Genomic DNA, 17,250 nt, shown 5'->3' with positions numbered 1-17,250 from the left:
TCCGTTAACGGCGAAGATACATCTTAACGGCATGACCAATCTAAAACAATGACGGTAGCCAGAGTGAAACAGCGGGCACATAGGTCACTAAGATCAACGCCCCCAAGATGGCCAGATAGAACGGCCAAATTGACTTAAGTGCGTCTTCAATTCTGATTTTCCCCACAGCACACCCGACGAACAAGCAAGTTCCAACCGGCGGTGTGCATAGCCCCAAACCTAAGTTCATCAGCATCATGATACCGAATTGGGTTGGATCCATCCCAAGCCCTTTTGCAATCGGCAGGAAGATAGGTGTGCAGATCAGGATCAATGCCGCCATGTCCATGATCATGCCCAAGAGCAATAGAATGACATTGATCATTAACAAGATAATGATCGGGTTATCCGAGATCGTCACAAGTGCGTTGCTCAACCTTTCGGGCACTTGGTAAAGGGCTAACAAATAGGCAAACGAACTTGCGAAAGCTATCAGGATCATGACCATCGCAGTCGTGCGCACCGTTCCTGTTATCGATAGGACGAATGATTTCCAGCTAAGGCTACGATAGAAAAAGGTTGTCAAAAGCAGCGCATATATCGCGCCGAAGGCGCCCGATTCAGTCACCGTAAAGACGCCTGATAAGGTACCCCCGACGATAATCACCGCCGTTAAGAACCCTGGAACCGCGTCACCAGCACTGCGACCAACTTCGCGCCATCCTGGAAACGGTTCAGCAGGGTAGTTGTGTTTGACAGAAAGAACGTAAGCCGCAACAGCAAGGCTCGCGCACATCAACATGCCGGGAATGACACCTGCGAGAAACAGTTTCGATACTGACAACCCGCCGCCAGCGGCAACGGCAAAGATGATCATGTTGTGGCTAGGTGGGATAACGATACCCGCAATCGATGAGGTGACTGTCACATTCACCGCAAAGTCAGGACGGTAGCCGCGCTTTTTCATGACAGGGACAAGGATCGATCCGAGTGCAGAAATATCGGCAACAGCGGAACCCGAAATACCGCCAAATAACATGCTGGAAAAGATGTTCACCATCGCTAGACCACCTTTAAAGTGACCAACCAACGCTGACGCTAGCTTTACCAGACGCTCAGCGATCCCGCCGCGCAACATCAATTCGCCAGCTAAAACGAAAAATGGAATTGCCAAAAGCGAGAATACCGACACCCCAGCGGTTGCGCGCTGGAATGTGATGAGCATCGGAAAGCCTTCATACCAAAAGGCAGAAGCTGCTGCGATACCCATCGCAAACGCAACCGGCACGCCCAGCACCACTCCCACACCGAACACGAGCATCAAAATAGCGAGACCCATCTTAGGACTCCTGCAAATATGGGTTAGGTTTCCATTCGGAGAACGTCGCAATCCGAATGAGGCCGCGGATACCGGCGTTCAAAACGATCAACGCGCCACACAATGTAATGGCAAGCGTTCGAAAGCTTTCCGGAATGTTGAGCATCGGTAGGAACGAGTCCCACCCAAATTTCATAAGCGTGATGCCCGCTATACACATCACAATACCAAATGCCGCAAGAACAAAGTCGATGCTGATAATTACAACTTTCTGTACAACAATAGGCATCAGGTCACGAAATATGGTGACTCCAAGATGTGTTCCCTCTCGGACGCCCGCCGCCGCGCCAAGAAAGGCAATGTAGCATATCAGTAATAGCGCAAGCTGTTCGACCCAGGTCGGTGTAACGTTCAGAACATATCGGCCAAAAACCAACCAACCAAAAGTGATAACAAGTACCACCAACGCCACGGATGCCGTAAAAATGCTGATCCTCTGGATCACATCCAGTACAGTTTCACAGCGCGCTATTAGAGATTTAGAACCGCTCATTCTCGTCTCACTTGAATTTTAGCCTGACAGAAATACGGCCCATGCCTTACATTGACACAGGCCGCTTGGCGTTTCGCAAGTGTTTTAGCTTGCGTCGCGGATCATGTTGACCAAATCAGCAAGGTCTGGATTATCTGCCAGGAACTTTTCGTAAACAGGTGCCATTGCGTCTTGGAATGGGCCTTTGTCTGCGATTGTGTTCACGACTGTGCCGCCCGCCTTTACGATTTCCATGCTTGCGGCTTCACGTGCCTGCCATAGTTCACGCTGAAGAAGTGCGCTGTTGTGACCTGCATCTAACAAGATCTCCTGCTGTTCAGCTGTCAGCTTGTCCCAGGTTGCTTTCGACATGCATAGGCACTCTGGAATGATCAAGTGCTCCGTCAATGAGTAGAAAGGGGCAACCTCATAGTGGCTGGTGGATTCGTATGAGGGTGGGTTATTTTCCGCACCATCGACAACGCCAGTCTGGATTGACTGATACACTTCGGCGAACGCCATGGGTGTCGCGTTACCATCCATCGATTCAACCATCGAAACAAACAAATCATTGCTCATTACGCGAACCTTGAGACCTTCAACGTCTGCTGGAGTGTTGATCGGACGTACAGAGTTATAGAATGACCGCGCACCCGCATCGTACCAACCCAACGGAACGATACCACGCTCAATCATACCCGCGCCGATAGCTTCGCCAACTTCGCCGTCCATCATTTCATACATCGCCGGGATGCTTGGAAAAATGAATGGCAGCGATACAACGTTTGTTTCAGGAATTGATGTTCCCATAGGCCCAAGGCTGAATTCACCAAAGTCGATCACTCCTAGGCGGATTTGTTCGATAGCGTCAGGCTGACTGCCTAAGACACCGTTGTGGAATGTCTTTGCGGTCAGTTCGCCATTGGTGCGTTCGGCAACCTCTGCTGCGAAGGATTCCATCGCAATGGAAACCGGATAATCCTCTACGTGGATATTCCAACCACGAAGTTGTTCTGCCGCAACCGAGGTGGCGGCGAACGCCAGACAGCTACCAATTAGGGCGCCGCGAATTGTAAAAGCCAATGTCATGTAATCCTCCCAGATCCAATTGTTTGCTTGCGTGCTTCCCTAGAACCGTTGGGTTCTCTCCCAACACGCCAACAGGTATACTAGTATACTCGCTAAGTTAACGTGTCAAACAAACCCTTTGCGGCAAGCAGTATTTGGTGTCGTTTTCTTAAGTTTAAGCCGAAAAATAGCGGCTTAAACATGGTTGCAGGCGTTGAACTGTCAAACAGTGCCACGTGGCGGGCGGTCATTTTGCTTTGTGAAGATCATACCGTCCAGCAATTCGCTTAGCTCAGGGCGCGCGGAGGGGCCGTTCGAAATTGAAATCAACAAAATACTGCCATCGGGACGAATCACGAATGTACCTGGTTCTGCGAAACGGCGATCCGTTTCTGTTGGCGAAAGAGGCTCGGTAACGAACAAACCCAACTCTGCCATCTGAGGTTCTGTTAGCCCGTAACCTAGCGCGAAATCCCACCCAAACTCCTGTTGGTCAGCTGCGGCTTTTTCCACTGTATCCGCAGATACGACGGCAATATCAAAGCCCGCAGCAGCCCATTCAGCACGCATATCATTCAGTATGTTGAGGTACTTTTTACAGCGCGGACAATGCTTGCCGCGATACACAATAAACAAAGTCCAGTTGTCTTTGCTACCGCCGACTGTGACCTCTCCGCCACCGAGACGGGGAAACGACATCGGCTTCAGTGTACTTCCGGCAATGGGTTTGGGTGTAGGCATTGTTAACTTCTCCGGTAATTGAATTTGAATGCTATGCGTTTTGCCGTTGCCATTCGTGGAAACGGACAAGCGTGTCAGGATCTGTTGGTGGATATAGGCCGCGGATTGAAACGCCGCGATTAACTTCTTCGAGAACAAAAGCCTCAAACAGTTCCATAGCAACGCTTTCTTCGGCGATTTCGTTTGCAAGGTGACGCGGGATAATCATCACACCATCATCATCGCCCAAAACAATATCGCCCGGATAAACCGCAACACCACCGCATGCGATCGGAAGGCCGATGTCTACGGCATGGTGTTTCGTCAAATTAGTGGGCGCGGAAGGCTTGGCCGCAAACACAGGCATCTGTAGCGCCGATGCCCCGGCCGCATCCCGGATACCTCCGTCGCTTACAACCCCAGCCGCACCGCGTATCTGTAATCGGGTCAACAAAATCGATCCTGCCGACGCGGCCGATGCATCTTGCCTGCAGTCCATTACTAATACAGCCCCTTCAGGGCATTCTTCGACAGCAACGCGTTGTGGATGGTCCGGTTCACGGAACGCATCAAGCGGATCAGTGTCGGGCCGCGCAGGAAGATAGCGCAAGGTATAGGCTGGCCCAACAAGTGTCTGCTTTCCCGGCGCGAGTGCAGAGACACCTTGGACATACGCGTTATGATATCCTCGCTTAAACAAAAGCGTGGCGACTGTTGCCGTACTTGCCTGTGACAAACGCGAAAGCGTTTCAGAGTCGAGCGAAATTGCGTTTTCTGACTGTGGATTAGGCATTCTCATTTCCTTTGACAGACACCGCATCAAACAAAGTGGGATCGATAGGAACAAGCGCACCTTTTCCTTGCACTACTGCCCCCGCCAAACGGCAAGCCAGCGTGATGCTATCATTCAAGGGTGCGTTTTCAGCGATCCCAGCCAAAATGCCGGCGTTAAAACTGTCACCCGCCGCTGTTGTATCAATGACGTGGTTCAATGGCGGCACTGGCATTACCCCGGACATATCACCGTGGCGAAAATGCACAGCATCCGCACCATTCTTGACAACGATGGTGGTCGCCCCGGCCGAGGCGTACCGATCAACGGTGGCGATCGGGTCGTCATCGCCAAACCATTCGGCCTCATCCTCATAGGATGGCAAGGCAATGTCACTCACAGTAGCGCCTTGCATGATCGTCGCGGTCATTTCGGAAGTGCCTGACCACAAACGAGGCCGTAGGTTCGGATCAAAGGCAATTACTTTCCCGCTGGCACGGGCAACTCGCAGCGCATCCAAAAGGATTTCACGTGAAGTCACATCTAAAATAGCCAACGTAATCCCCGAGAAATAGATCAGATCTACTTCGGTCATGGCACGGGCGAGCAATTGCGGGTTGGTTGCCAATTGCCGCGCGGCTGATTGCCCGCGCCAATAGGAAAAACTGCGTTCTCCGTTCTCGAGTGAAATCATATACAGACCAACCGTGCTGTCTGGCACGGACAATACGTAGCTGCTGTCGATACCACTTGTCGCGAATGCCTCACGCATTTGATACGACAGCGGATCAGTCCCAACGGCAGTAAAAAACGACACATCCATATCAGGCCGTAACCGGGCAAGGTACCAAGCGGTGTTAAAAGTATCACCTGCAAAACCGAGATGATAATCATCAGGCTCGGCCGCCGGGGCGAGTTCGGCCATGCATTCGCCAATCGCGAGGACGCGCATAATTTGTATCCTACAGTCTATAAAAAATCGTCGCGGCGCGGCGTAAAGCAATCAACCAACTTGCCCGGTTCAAGGCAAACACATCCGTGCGTTTGCCCCGATGGGATGACAAAGCTATCGCCTGCGCTGACTTCACGCTCTTGATCACCGAGCGTAAATCGGAACCGACCGCTTTCGACATAAGTAGACTGCACATGTGGGTGATCGTGCAAAGCGCCGATGCTGCCCTCCGCTTCAAAACGGAAGGCAACGACCATCAAGTCAGGATGGTCAGACAACACTTGGCGCGTGACGTGTTCTCCGGTTGGAACAATCGGATAGTCAGACATTTTTAGTTCCTTGTCGTGTCGTTAGGAAAACAACATGCCGCCGTTTAGGTCGATGTTTGCACCTGTGATGAAGGCAGAGTCGTTACATGCGAGGAATAGAACAAGGTTCGCAGCATCATCCGTGTGACCTTGGCGCTTGAGCGGCGCTGCGGCTTCGAACCCACGGCGCCCTGCATCAGGTGTGTGGACGTTGTGGAAATCGGTATCGATCATGCCAGGGCACAACGCGTTTACGCGAATATTCGGCCCCAGCTCTTTGGCCAGCCCGCGCGTCATTGTCATGACAGCACCTTTTGCTGTGGCATAGGCAACAGCACCCGGCCCACCGCCGTCACGCCCAGCTTGGCTTGCAAGATTCACAATCGCACCGGATTCCATATGTGCAAGGCACGCCTTGGTGATCATGAACGTGCTGGTCAGGTTCAAGTCCATCACTGCATTCCAGTGATCGATAGGCATATCAGCGATGGTTTTTCTCGCGATCAGACCACCAGCGTTGTTGACCAAGACATCAACGCCGCCAAAGTCAGCAACTGTTTTTGCGACAAGCGCATCAACATCTTCTTGCTTGGTTAGGTCACCTTGCATGGCGAACGCGCGCCCGCCTTGGGCAGTGATTGTTTCAACTGCTTTGTCAGCGCCTTCACTGCTTGAAAAATAGTTAATCGCAACGCTTGCACCTTCTGACGCGAGCTTAAGCGCGACAGCCAATCCGATATCCCGGCCACCACCTGTTACGATCGCTGCTTTACCTTGAAGTTTCATGTTTTTTCCTTTGTTTGTACTGAGACGGTCGGCTGATTGCCGACATCGAATGTTTTAGGAACGACGACCTTAAAGCTGCGGTCGTCGGCATCTGTGAAATAGAGATCACAGTCGTATCCTTGATCATCGAGAAAGCTAAACACGCGGCGCGGTGCGGATTGCGGGTATGGAACCAGCAATGTTGCGATACGGTGGCGAACCGACTTTGGAAAAGTCATCTTAAGGCAGGTGCTGATTGGCAGACCTTCGATCTCGGATGGGTCTACATCAGGAAAACCGGTATATTGCGATAGGGTTGGTGCACCGGACTCTGACCACAAGACCTTGCCGTAAAATCCTGCGCGGTCACCGCTATAGCGGAACGTGCTATCGCCCAGCGCAAGTGGTGCGTTCGCATGAAGCTGCCAATCGATGCTAACGGGTGTATCAGCATCAATACTGTCCACGATGACAAAGTATTCACCATTCACGAAATAGACTTCGCGCTGAACCGATGTAACCTCGGGCGATAGGGTCTGATAGGCCGCCGTCGCATCACCGTGAATGTATATGTGGTCGCCACGATCTTCGGCGATTTCAATGCGACCGGTTGACTGCATCGCGACCGCTTTGTCACGGCCAGCGTACTGCCCTTTACCATCGATCAAGATCGCATTCTTTGAAACGGTTTGACGGCGCCAGTTTTGGTGCATGGTCGAATTAAAGGCGACGTAATGCCCCGACTGGATCGCCAAGTCTTCGCCAAACGCAGACAGGCAGAACGCGTTCTGATCACCGTGGCTGTGGCTGATTGACCCAAACGGCGAAGATTTCATAACAAACTGAATATGCTCATCTGGCTTGTCCATCGCGTGCTGAACGGCAACCCAACCGATCCCCTTGAACCAGCGCATGCCATCTTCAGGGATGGTTGCTTCGACAATTGGAAAGTCAGTGCGATAGACCAATTCGTCAAAATTAAAGTCCCACCATCCCCAGTTATAGAATGCTTTTTCGGTTCCTGGGTTGATGCGCTTGATTTCGTCGTAATACCATTGATACGCACCATCGCCGGTCACGCCGGCAAACTGGCGTAGATTGTAACCGATCTTAACCGCAGGCAGATCGCCCATAGTGCTATCATCGCCAAATGTTGCGCGGCGGGTATCCGGTGCTTTGGTATAAAGCGGCATATCGCCCGTTTTTTGAAAGAATGGGCGTTTATACAGATCAATGCCCGCATACCCCTTAAGAAGGTTCGCTGCATCGATAAGATAGGCCATTCCGGTCATCCAATAATGCGGCCCTTCGGCCCAACCGCCGTCGCTATCACCCCATGGTGTGTAGACCGTGGAAAGAAATTCGATGGCGTAGTTCAACCAACCTTCGGCCTCTGGTTCATCATCAAGAAGCGCGATAGCCGCAGGAATAATGACAGCCGAAACGGCGCGCACCGCGTGGCTATCAAATGGAAACAGATGAATATTCGCGTGCTTGATCACGTGATCCGCTGTTTCGCGCGTCCGCGCCAAAAGCGATGTGCGCACAAGGTCGCGTTCTGCCTCATTCATCTGATCATAGAGCCAGTCATAACCCCAAGCGAGCGCAAGGTTCACGCGAAATGCCCATTCGTCAGTATAGCTGCGTGATGTCGTGCCAGCAGGATCCCAAGCCGCCGCTGACAATAGCCATTCTTTGGCACGTGTCAGCATCGCATCGTCATTCGTAACCTGACCACCGATCGCTAGATGACGGATTGCGTACAGCAGTTCTTGACAGTCGATATAGGTTTGCCGCCAGACCGAAGCGACACGCTTGTGGTCTGGGTAACCAGCCGGTTGCGGCATGATCTCTTGATCCATCCACGGTAAGACCGATTTTTCAAAGAACGTAGCCCAAGTACAATGGTCAGGATCAGCGGAAATATCTTTGCGAAATGCATTCAGACTATCCGATGTCATCCACAAGCGCGGGTGGCTGCGGGTCAGCTTAGCAAACCGTACCTTTCGCGATGAGAGCGGCGTTTCCGGTAGGCCCTCGGTGATAGAGAACGTACGTGTTGTGCTCCACTCCGTCGTTGGCCTGCCCGTCTTTGGATCGCAGACTGCGTACGACCAATGATATTCACCCGGCTTCAAAACGACGTCGGGTGTAAAGAAATTCAGCGGGATACCTGAAAACGTCTGAGTGGCCTGATCCGAAAACGCCGCGTCAGCCGATACGCGCAGCACATACTGCGCTTCATCTTCGATCACAGGCAGCCAAGTAAACCGCGGCGGATTTTCAACGACATGTGTGTCGCGATCTGGCGCGTACTGAATTGTCAGGCGGCCCGCCTTGGGTTCGTCTAGAGGAAGAAGTGTTTGAGCGGGCATCTGATTTCCTTGATTTTCGTGAAGAAAAAGTGAGTGCGGCCAGGCCTTCCCAGCCACACTCGTCGGCTGCTGGAGGATCAGCCGTATTGGCGGGCGTAGGCCGAATTTATGACTTCAATGACCTGTTCATAGCCCATGTCATTGAGCGTCTCGACGTAGGCATCCCAATCTTGCTGAATGTCGCCAGAACCAAGAACCCATGCCTGCTGACGTTCCAACATGTAGGTGCGCAGCGACGGCCAATAGCGATCATAGATTTCTTGTTCATCTTCAGTGAAAGCAACGCCTAGGAACTGATCAACCAAAAGGTCGTGTTGGTCGTATAGTTCAATACCTTTACGCGCCGCGTCTGCAGTCCACTGCCATTCATAACGGTAGTCTTGCCAGTAACCGCGCTGAATCTGCGCACCGACCGCATACATCTGCGCGTTCACAGGTTCACCGCTGTTGAGGACAGCGTCTTTATAGACAGGTTGGCCATCGACCATATCCCATGTTTCACCTTCGACACCAAAGTTGGACAACAGACGCCCCTCTTCGGTGAACCAAAAATCGAAATATTTGATCGTCTCAACAAGGTTTTCGTTGGTATGGCTGATTGCCCATCCGTCAGGTTTGATCGGCGTACGGCGGTGTTCTTCCATACGGACGCCCGACACGGATTCAGGCGGCAAGAACGGCGCAAAGTTAAAGCCTTCAACCTTATCCGCCAGCGCGGCATTGTAGCCAGATGTTGAAGCGAACCAGTCATGGGTGAATCCACCTAGGTTTTCGCTTAGCAAATATTCGCGAGCGGATGAACCACGGGTAAATACCTCTGGGTCGATCAACCCCTCTTCGTACCACTTTGCGACGTTAGCCAACCCATCACGGTAAGCTTCCTGTGCGTAAGGGTGCACAACACGACCGTCATCGTTGACATAGAAATCATGGTACGTGTCTGACCCCGACGAACGCGCATCCCAGAATGTCACGAGCCGAATGACTTCTTCCCAGTTACGGAAGAACGAAGGAACTTCATCTTTGAGGCCGTTACCGTTTGGATCTTGGTCGCGGAAAGCAACCAGAACATCATGCAGTTCATCGACGGTCTGCGGCTGTTCGAGCCCCAGTGTGTCCAACCAATCTTGGCGGATGAAATAGGCCCGACCGTATTTTCCATCTGGCAGATATGGGATGTAATAGTAGTTACCATCATAAGCCGAGATCGCCTCTTGCAGGCCCGGATGTGAATCCCAGAACGCCTGAATATTTGGTGCATGTTCAGCAACCAAATCGTTCAAGGGTACAAACGCGCCTTGAGGACCATATTCGTTAACCGGTTGCTTGATCAGGTGACCGCCAACAATGTCCGGCATATCTCCAGATGCGATAAGCAGGTTCATAGCCTCTGCAGAATCTTTAGTGTTCCGGCCAACCGTCGCCTCGGTCAGAGAAACACCAGTCAGTTCACGCGCCTTTTGCTCGACTGCGTAATCTTCGTTGTAACCCTGCGCACGAGGCCAATGCATATGGATCGACAGTTCCAGCGGTTTATCAACGATCATGAGGTGACCTTCGGCAAAGGCCGGTGTCGTGATAGCCGTTGTCGCCAACATGGCGATAGACAGTGATAGATTTCGCATGATTTCCTCCCTGAATGCGAACGTGGTCATTCCTTCACTCCGCCCAGCAAGATGCCCTTGCTGAAATATTTCTGGAGGAAGGGGTAGATAAGCAGGATTGGAATGATTGAGCAGACGATGATTGCTGCGCTGACAGTTTCGACAGAATAGGGTGCGTTGATCAGCGTCGCGGCAAAGGCTTCATCATCGGTTAATTCAACGATGACGTGGCGCAGGTACACTTGAAGCGGGATTTTGTCTTCGTCCTGCAACAGAACCATCGCCCAAAAGAACCCGTTCCAGCGCGATACGATACAAAACAACGCGACCGTTGCGATGGCGGGTTTCGATAGTGGCGCATAGACTTTCCAAAGGACCTGAAATTCGTTGGCGCCGTCCATCCGCGCTGCCTCTTCAAAGGACTGCGGAATACCTTCAAAGAAGTTGCGCAATAGGATGATGTTGAAGCCGTTAACGGCAAACCCGATGATGATACCGAAATAGCTGTCTAATAGGCCCAGATCACGCATGTTCAGAAAGAACGGAATAAGGCCTGCGTTGAACCACATGGTGAAAGCCACCATTAGGTTCCAGAACCGTCGCCCATAAAGCTGCGGACGTGACAGCGCATAAGCACCAGGAATAATGAACGCGAGGCTCATCAGTGTCCCACCGATGGTGTAGATAAATGTGTTCTTGTAGCTAATCCAAAACTGCGGTTCGCTCAGCACTTGCTTATAGGCTTCGAGAGTAAAGCCAACGGGTGTCAGGATGACGTTACCAGCACGTGCTTCGAACCCGGTGCTCATCGACAATGACGCGATGTAGATGAACGGATACAACGTTGAGATCGTGAACAGCGCGATTAGCACCATGTTGACGATTACAAAAAGCTTATCGCCGCGAGAGTAGAGATTCATATTTGCCATTGCTTCGATCTCCCTACCAAAGTGACGTGCGCGAATAGCGTTTGGAGATGGTGTTCGCGGTCATCACAAGAACGAAGGCGACGAAGGCATTGAACAGTCCCGCTGCGGCGGCGAAATCGTATTGCCCGCCCTGCAGGCCCTGCCGGTAGATATACGTGTTCACAACATCAGCCGTTTCATACGTCGCGGGCTGGTAAAGAAGGATGATCATCTCAAACGAAACTTCGAGGATGTTACCAATGCGGATGATCAACATAATGATGATCGTTGGCATGATAGAAGGGATCGTTATTTTCCACATCATCTGCCAGCGCGAGGCACCATCAACGACAGCGCTTTCATACAGCGTGGGTGAAACCCCAGCGATGGCCGCAAGATAAACGATCGATTGAAAACCTGCTTCTTGCCAAATTCCGGTGCCGATAAAGATCGGACGGAACCATTCCGGCTTTGTCAGGAAGTAAATTGAATCAATGCCAAACCAGCCGAGGAACGTATTGACGATCCCCGCCGAGGGCGAAAATGCCGTCATGACAATACCAGCAATGATCACAGAAGAGATAAAGTGCGGCAGATAGACAATCGTCTGCGCCGTCTTTTTGAAGGTCTGGTTCAGGACTTCGTTGAACATCAACGCCAAGAGAATTGGCATCGGAAAGCCAAAGAGCAGCCCATAAAAGCTGATTATGATCGTGTTCTTCAATGCCCGTAGGAATTGATCGTTATTGAACAGGGTCTCGAAGTGTTCGAACCCAACCCAAGGGCTGCCTGCGACACCGCGGAAAATCGAGTAATCCTTGAACGCAATTTGAAGCCCGTACATGGGCTTGTACAGAAAGACGAGCAGCCAAATAATGGTTGGCAATAGCATCACATAAAGCTGCCATTCCCGTTTTAGGTGGTCTCCCACCCGCACGATACGGCTTGCTTTGCGGTGCCGCTTGGCCTCGCTGGCGTCAAAAACCAGCTCTTCGGTAGTCGGACCAGAGAAGTTGGGATCGTTACTCATTGCTTGAGCACCTGACCGGGCAATGCTTGGCCGGTTTCAGCGTCGAAGACACGGATCAAATCCGGCGCAATCGTGAACCCGGAAATGCCGTCTAAGATAGCCATCTGACCGACAGTTTCGGTACGAATGACGAATGGGTCATCTTGTAAGGTCGCATGGATGAGAGCCTCTGATCCCAGCGTTTCGATTAAATCGACCTCGACGGGAACGCAATTTTCTGTGGTGTTATCCGCGACGGTCACGAACTCTGGCCGAATGCCAAGGATCACCTCTTGGCCGACCGCATTCTGTAGTGCCGAGATTTGAGAGAGCTGCAAAGAGCCTCCGCTAAATGTCGCAACAGGGCCCTGATCTCCGGTTGAGATGGTAGCCTTGACCATATTCATCGGTGGCGAACCTAAAAATCCGGCAACAAAAGTATTTGCGGGGTTCAAGAACAGTTCCATCGGCGTGCCGATCTGTTCAATCCGTCCGTCGTGCATAACAACAATACGATCGGCCAGCGTCATTGCTTCGACCTGATCGTGGGTCACGTAAATTGATGTCGCGCCAAGACGCTTATGCAGGCGCTTTATTTCAGCACGCATCTGAGTGCGAAGCTTGGCGTCCAGGTTCGACAGCGGCTCATCAAACAGGAAAACTTTGGGACGCCGCACGATGGCACGGCCCATCGCCACCCTTTGACGCTGACCACCAGACAGGTCTGCTGGACGGCGTTCGAGATAAGGGGTAAGGCCAAGAATATTGCCAACCTCGTCCACCGATGACGCGATATGTTCTTTGCTTTCCTTGCGAATGCGTAAGCCAAAAGCGATGTTTTCAGCGACGTTAAGATGTGGATAAAGCGCGTAGTTTTGGAAAACCATTGCCACATCTCGATCTTTGGGGGCAACACGGTTCACGTGCCGGCCGTCAATCGCTAGGTCACCACCTGTGATCTCTTCAAGGCCCGCGATCATCCTTAGCGTTGTCGACTTACCGCAACCCGAAGGGCCGACAAGAACAACGAACTCTTGCTCCTGCACTTCTAGATCGATCCCGTGCACCACTTGCAGCGCACCATAGGACTTTACGATACCTTTAAGGCTAACTCCGGACATGGTCCCTCCCCTACATGCACCACCTCCTCGTGATGCACTTGAACCCTGCGGTTGATTCGTCTCCGCCTCAAACTGGTATACTAGTAAATGTTCTGGTATACTAGTCTGAAATGGTATACACCTTAACGAAACCGGCGATATGGTAGAAAAAGTAAGGAACACATGCGCACCTCGATAGCTCGGTCTGGCGCGTCGCGACATGGAATACGCGGCTTGCAGTTACAGTAAGAGATTCAAAGTGCCCGCCCCCTTCCATTTTGCGGCCGGCTATGATCGAGATGCGTGCAAAGATTTGCTGCTTTAAGCGAGCAATGACCTAAAGAATGACAGTTGCGCAGCAAGTTCCTTGTGACGCAGCGCGTGAACACAAGATGGAGACAATGTGATGGGGCAAGCAACCCAACGCGGCGACCGACGAACCAACGTCGATGACATTTTTGACTATCTTCACGAGGAGATCTTGTCGTTAAACCTGCGGCCCGGTGACAAAATCTCGGAAGCCGATATCGCGGCCCAGTTTGGCGTTTCACGCCAGCCCGTGCGTGACGCGTTTAGCCGTCTCGCCAATCTTGACCTTCTGCTGATCCGCCCTCAGCGCGCAACGGAAGTAAGGCGCTTCTCGATGCGAGAGATTGAAAAATCACGCTTTGTGCGAGCTGCTGTCGAAAGCAAAGTCCTGCAAAGAGCAGCTAAATACTGCGATGCGCAAGGTGCTGCACAACTCGATATGGCGCTAGCTCAGCAAGAAAAAGCCATCAGAGATAGGGACTTTGATAGCTTTGGTGCACTTGATTACGAATTTCACAAAACCCTTTGCACAATTGCGCAGGCCGACTTTGCCTTTGATGTCATCATGAGCGAAAAGTCCAAGGTCGATCGCCTTTGTATGCTTGGCCTTGCTAAGGAAGACCGCATGCCCGAACTGGTGGCTGATCATAAGGCAATTGCTGAGGCCGTCAAAAAACATGATCCTGACAGGGCCGTCGAAATTGGAATGCTGCACCTGTCGCGATTGGACGAAACAATTGAGGGAATATCTGCAACCAAGGCGAGCTATTTTGAGCACGCCTATGACTGAGACAGAACAGAAAACAGCAGCACGACATAAACCTAATATATCTGCAAAAATACTCGCAGTTTAGCAGTCACAGGTCGAAAACATCGATGTCGTGGACGAAATCTAGACCTACTGTATCGACCACCTCGGGCCCTAAATCACGTGATATATTCGCGTTAGCGTGGCCGATGACGCTAAAAGCAATCATGCTTCACGGCACCGTCGTGATAGATGCATATCTTGTCGCGGCATTGGGTGAAATATCACTTGCAGCGATGGGCCTTGCTGCCGCCATCGCTGGTTTCGTGCTGGGCGCGATACTCGCGTTTTCCAACGCCATGCAAATTCGTACAGCACAGGCATATGGTACCCGCGACCCAGTCTTTATCAAGTCGGTCCTTGCTTCGGGTATGACGATCAGTGTGGTTGTGGGCTGCATCGGGCTCGCCATCATTTCGATATTTGGCGGCACGGTCGTTGGCATAATGGCACCAACTGGCGAAGTCGCGACCCTTGCCAAAGATTACCTTGCTGTGTTCGCAATCGTCATCCTGGCCGAAGCCATCGGCCAATGCTTGTCGAGCTTTTTCAACGGCTGCGGACGAACCAAAATTTCGCTGTATAGCTTTTGCCTCTCACTGCCGATCAACATCGTGGCAAGCATTGCGTTCATCCATGGTTACTGGGGGTTACCAGCCCTAGGTGTAACCGGAGCGGCGATAGGAAGCGCCATCGCAGCGACAGTCCAAGTTAGCTTTCTGATTTACCAACTGTCACGGCATGACAGCTACCTTCGCAAAATACACGGCTGGCGTCAGACAAATTTCGCGCAGACACTGAAGCGGCATTTGATCTTTGCGTTACCCATTGCCGTGACCTTCTTTAGCGCGACCTTCGCGACCCATATCTGCACGCTAATATATGCAAAGCTGAGCCTGAACGCATTCGCCGCCATGACGCTCATCGCGCCTTGGATCATGGTTGCAGGAACAATCGGGATGCAATGGGCGCAAGCAACTGGCATTATAGTGGCGCAGCTGTTGGGACAGAATGAACAAGAGCAAGTGCTAGATCGCTTCCTTAGCAGCGCATGGCGCGGAGCCTTTATCGCAGCAGCATTTGTCGCTGCGATTTTTCTCATAGTCTGCTTATCAGCCAGTTACCTGTATTCAGATTTGAACACGCAAACGCGGTCATTTCTGCTGAGCTTCCTACCGATCTTGCTCATTTTGCCCTTCCCCAAAGGCTCCAATGCCATTTGCGGAAACACACTTCGTGCAAGCGGCGACACAGTCTATGTGATGCATATTTTTGTCTGGTCACAGTGGCTGTTCCGTGTCCCTGCAACGGCGCTGGCGGTGTTGTACTTTGACCTGTCGGTCATCTGGGTTCTGTCGATCCTGCTATTCGAAGAATGCATCAAATTTCCAGCGTTCCACCGGCGCATTTATCGCGGAGAATGGAAGAGGGCCATAGTATCGGAATGAAATAGGCCAAGGCCGTATAATGAATACGCCACGCCTAGCATCGTTTTTTTCCGCACCCTACAACCACGGCCCGCGAGACTACGATTAACCGTCGATAGGGTTTTAGTAGTAAACTGTCCAATTCAAACTTGCATAAACCTTTCAAAAGCTATTTGCCTACAAAACTGCCATGGTAGATAAACCCGTACTAGGACAAATTAGCCATATCCGAATGTCGTTCCAAAAAACCATCACTTTTGGAACTTTACTCCCAAAGCGGACATTGGTCGGTTGTAGGTAGATGGGAGCTTCGTCCCGCATTTCGGCCGTCCATCGATGCAAAATGCTACACGTAACCGCCAATGTCCGCTTTGGGGATGCTGCCGCGCAGCGTCGAGCTTCAACGCCAAGGTCCGGTTAGGGCCGTCATTGAAGGACTGGCCTAGAGAGCATCGCCTCCGCGCGATCCAACATCCTGGACACTGTGCGAAGGCTTGAGGGATGTGAGAGCTAGAGAAGCGCAGAAATCAAAATAAGCCTCTGAACTATATGCACTAAATCCATAGCGAGCCAAATATCTGCACCAAAAACCGTTTTTTGTCGCAAAAACGGACTTTAGATGTCGAACGTCACTTTTTCGAGAAATTGGCGAGCCGTGGAGGACTCGAACCCCCGACCTGAGAATTAGAAGTTCCCTGCTCTAATCCAGCTGAGCTAACGGCCCGCACCTTGTGCTGAGGGTATTGGATAAATCCCCCAACGTTGTCAACTTGGTAAGCAAGTGGGATGCCTACCATCTAAAAACTGTCCCGTTTCAAATGGATGCCCGCACATGGTAGCATTTAGGGTGCTATTTGTGCTCTGTCCAATTGAGCTACGGGGCCATATCCACCAGCGCTGCTTAGCAGATGACAAAATCAGAGAAAAGCAACAATCATCAGCGGGCACATGCAAACAAGTAAATAGATATCTTGGTGCAGCATAAAAAAACCACTGATGTTATCGGGGGCGTCCAGATCGTTCTTGGCAAAACCACTACTGCTCTCGTATTGGCATGTGCCTTGCAATTAGGGCGCTACGCTAACGAGCCGATGGCTTGTTAGCGTCAAGCCATCAGTTTATGGTGTTTCCAGGTGGCGGGCGAGCGCTAAAGTGTAGCTCAATCAGGTTAAGATAAAGGTTCGAGTCCTCCCGTGGGCGCCTGTCCGTCGTCAGGTTTTTTGGAACCAAAGCGGGCCTAAACTAAGAGAGAGTCTGGCTCATCTGGTTGGTTTGATTATGCGGCGTGTTGGCGGT

The 17,250-nt window shown here is 51.6% G+C and carries 15 protein-coding genes and 1 tRNA gene; 2 read left to right on the top strand and 14 right to left on the bottom strand.

All coding sequences use genetic code 11. The annotated features are described in order from the left end of the window. Positions 1-40: 40 nt before the first annotated feature. From CLV80_RS17730 to CLV80_RS17670, 13 genes are all read right to left on the bottom strand, one after another. Positions 41-1,318, bottom strand: coding sequence for a TRAP transporter large permease (locus CLV80_RS17730; RefSeq protein ID WP_106359281.1), 1,278 nt, complete (start codon positions 1,316-1,318; stop codon positions 41-43). Position 1,319: 1 nt separating this feature from the next. Next, the gene (locus CLV80_RS17725; RefSeq protein WP_106359280.1) at positions 1,320-1,850 is read right to left on the bottom strand and encodes a TRAP transporter small permease; all 531 of its coding nucleotides are present in this window, start codon (positions 1,848-1,850) and stop codon (positions 1,320-1,322) included. 84 nt (positions 1,851-1,934) lie between these two features. Then, the gene (locus CLV80_RS17720) at positions 1,935-2,918 is read right to left on the bottom strand and encodes a TRAP transporter substrate-binding protein (RefSeq protein WP_106359279.1); all 984 of its coding nucleotides are present in this window, start codon (positions 2,916-2,918) and stop codon (positions 1,935-1,937) included. 201 nt (positions 2,919-3,119) lie between these two features. Beyond that, positions 3,120-3,638, bottom strand: a complete 519-nt coding sequence (locus tag CLV80_RS17715) for a peroxiredoxin family protein (RefSeq protein ID WP_106359278.1) — start codon at positions 3,636-3,638, stop codon at positions 3,120-3,122. Positions 3,639-3,669: 31 nt separating this feature from the next. Beyond that, a complete protein-coding gene (locus CLV80_RS17710; RefSeq protein WP_106359277.1) occupies positions 3,670-4,410 on the bottom strand; it encodes a ribonuclease activity regulator RraA in 741 nt (246 codons plus the stop codon). After that, positions 4,403-5,341 carry a sugar kinase gene (locus CLV80_RS17705; RefSeq protein ID WP_106359276.1) on the bottom strand — a complete coding sequence of 313 codons (939 nt, stop codon included), beginning with the start codon at positions 5,339-5,341 and terminating at the stop codon, positions 4,403-4,405. The genes CLV80_RS17710 and CLV80_RS17705 overlap by 8 nt, the downstream gene beginning before the upstream one ends. A 17-nt stretch (positions 5,342-5,358) precedes the next feature. After that, complete coding sequence (locus CLV80_RS17700; RefSeq protein ID WP_106359275.1) at positions 5,359-5,670, bottom strand: cupin domain-containing protein; 312 nt, start codon at positions 5,668-5,670, stop codon at positions 5,359-5,361. A gap of 21 nt (positions 5,671-5,691) precedes the next feature. Further along, on the bottom strand, positions 5,692-6,435 hold the full coding sequence (locus CLV80_RS17695) for an SDR family NAD(P)-dependent oxidoreductase (RefSeq protein WP_106359274.1): 744 nt from the start codon (positions 6,433-6,435) through the stop codon (positions 5,692-5,694). Beyond that, positions 6,432-8,789, bottom strand: coding sequence for a DUF4962 domain-containing protein (locus CLV80_RS17690; protein ID WP_106359273.1), 2,358 nt, complete (start codon positions 8,787-8,789; stop codon positions 6,432-6,434). Before CLV80_RS17690 ends, CLV80_RS17695 begins: the two co-directional genes overlap by 4 nt. 77 nt (positions 8,790-8,866) lie before the next feature. Beyond that, complete coding sequence (locus tag CLV80_RS17685) at positions 8,867-10,414, bottom strand: type 2 periplasmic-binding domain-containing protein (RefSeq protein WP_243394616.1); 1,548 nt, start codon at positions 10,412-10,414, stop codon at positions 8,867-8,869. Between the two features lie 26 nt (positions 10,415-10,440). Next, positions 10,441-11,322: a carbohydrate ABC transporter permease gene (locus tag CLV80_RS17680; protein ID WP_106359272.1), complete on the bottom strand. Its 882-nt coding sequence runs from the start codon at positions 11,320-11,322 to the stop codon at positions 10,441-10,443. 13 nt (positions 11,323-11,335) lie between these two features. Then, complete coding sequence (locus CLV80_RS17675) at positions 11,336-12,331, bottom strand: ABC transporter permease (protein ID WP_106359271.1); 996 nt, start codon at positions 12,329-12,331, stop codon at positions 11,336-11,338. Beyond that, positions 12,328-13,431 (bottom strand): ABC transporter ATP-binding protein, encoded by a 1,104-nt coding sequence (locus CLV80_RS17670; protein WP_106359270.1) that lies wholly within the window; start codon positions 13,429-13,431, stop codon positions 12,328-12,330. Before CLV80_RS17670 ends, CLV80_RS17675 begins: the two co-directional genes overlap by 4 nt. Before the next feature lie 385 nt (positions 13,432-13,816). Between CLV80_RS17670 and CLV80_RS17665 the strand changes: the two genes are divergently transcribed. After that, a complete protein-coding gene (locus tag CLV80_RS17665; protein ID WP_106359269.1) occupies positions 13,817-14,509 on the top strand; it encodes a GntR family transcriptional regulator in 693 nt (230 codons plus the stop codon). A gap of 167 nt (positions 14,510-14,676) precedes the next feature. After that, complete coding sequence (locus tag CLV80_RS17660; RefSeq protein ID WP_165793421.1) at positions 14,677-15,975, top strand: MATE family efflux transporter; 1,299 nt, start codon at positions 14,677-14,679, stop codon at positions 15,973-15,975. Positions 15,976-16,600: 625 nt separating this feature from the next. Here CLV80_RS17660 and CLV80_RS17655 read toward each other — a convergent pair. Beyond that, positions 16,601-16,678: transfer RNA gene (locus CLV80_RS17655), tRNA-Arg, on the bottom strand. Positions 16,679-17,250 lie beyond the last annotated feature (572 nt).

This window comes from Yoonia maritima (genome assembly GCF_003003285.1).
In the GTDB taxonomy this organism is placed as follows: Bacteria; Pseudomonadota; Alphaproteobacteria; order Rhodobacterales; family Rhodobacteraceae; genus Yoonia; species Yoonia maritima.
This window is presented reverse-complemented; position numbering and strand designations above follow the sequence as displayed.

Coding starts and splice junctions, on each gene's coding strand:
- CLV80_RS17730 (WP_106359281.1), bottom strand. CDS start 1,318: ATGGGTCTCGCTATTTTGATGCTCGTGTTCGGTGTGGGAGTGGTGCTG.
- CLV80_RS17695 (WP_106359274.1), bottom strand. CDS start 6,435: ATGAAACTTCAAGGTAAAGCAGCGATCGTAACAGGTGGTGGCCGGGAT.
- CLV80_RS17715 (WP_106359278.1), bottom strand. CDS start 3,638: ATGCCTACACCCAAACCCATTGCCGGAAGTACACTGAAGCCGATGTCG.
- CLV80_RS17685 (WP_243394616.1), bottom strand. CDS start 10,414: ATGCGAAATCTATCACTGTCTATCGCCATGTTGGCGACAACGGCTATC.
- CLV80_RS17670 (WP_106359270.1), bottom strand. CDS start 13,431: ATGTCCGGAGTTAGCCTTAAAGGTATCGTAAAGTCCTATGGTGCGCTG.
- CLV80_RS17725 (WP_106359280.1), bottom strand. CDS start 1,850: ATGAGCGGTTCTAAATCTCTAATAGCGCGCTGTGAAACTGTACTGGAT.
- CLV80_RS17680 (WP_106359272.1), bottom strand. CDS start 11,322: ATGGCAAATATGAATCTCTACTCTCGCGGCGATAAGCTTTTTGTAATC.
- CLV80_RS17690 (WP_106359273.1), bottom strand. CDS start 8,789: ATGCCCGCTCAAACACTTCTTCCTCTAGACGAACCCAAGGCGGGCCGC.
- CLV80_RS17660 (WP_165793421.1), top strand. CDS start 14,677: ATGACGCTAAAAGCAATCATGCTTCACGGCACCGTCGTGATAGATGCA.
- CLV80_RS17675 (WP_106359271.1), bottom strand. CDS start 12,331: ATGAGTAACGATCCCAACTTCTCTGGTCCGACTACCGAAGAGCTGGTT.
- CLV80_RS17665 (WP_106359269.1), top strand. CDS start 13,817: ATGGGGCAAGCAACCCAACGCGGCGACCGACGAACCAACGTCGATGAC.
- CLV80_RS17700 (WP_106359275.1), bottom strand. CDS start 5,670: ATGTCTGACTATCCGATTGTTCCAACCGGAGAACACGTCACGCGCCAA.
- CLV80_RS17705 (WP_106359276.1), bottom strand. CDS start 5,341: ATGCGCGTCCTCGCGATTGGCGAATGCATGGCCGAACTCGCCCCGGCG.
- CLV80_RS17720 (WP_106359279.1), bottom strand. CDS start 2,918: ATGACATTGGCTTTTACAATTCGCGGCGCCCTAATTGGTAGCTGTCTG.
- CLV80_RS17710 (WP_106359277.1), bottom strand. CDS start 4,410: ATGCCTAATCCACAGTCAGAAAACGCAATTTCGCTCGACTCTGAAACG.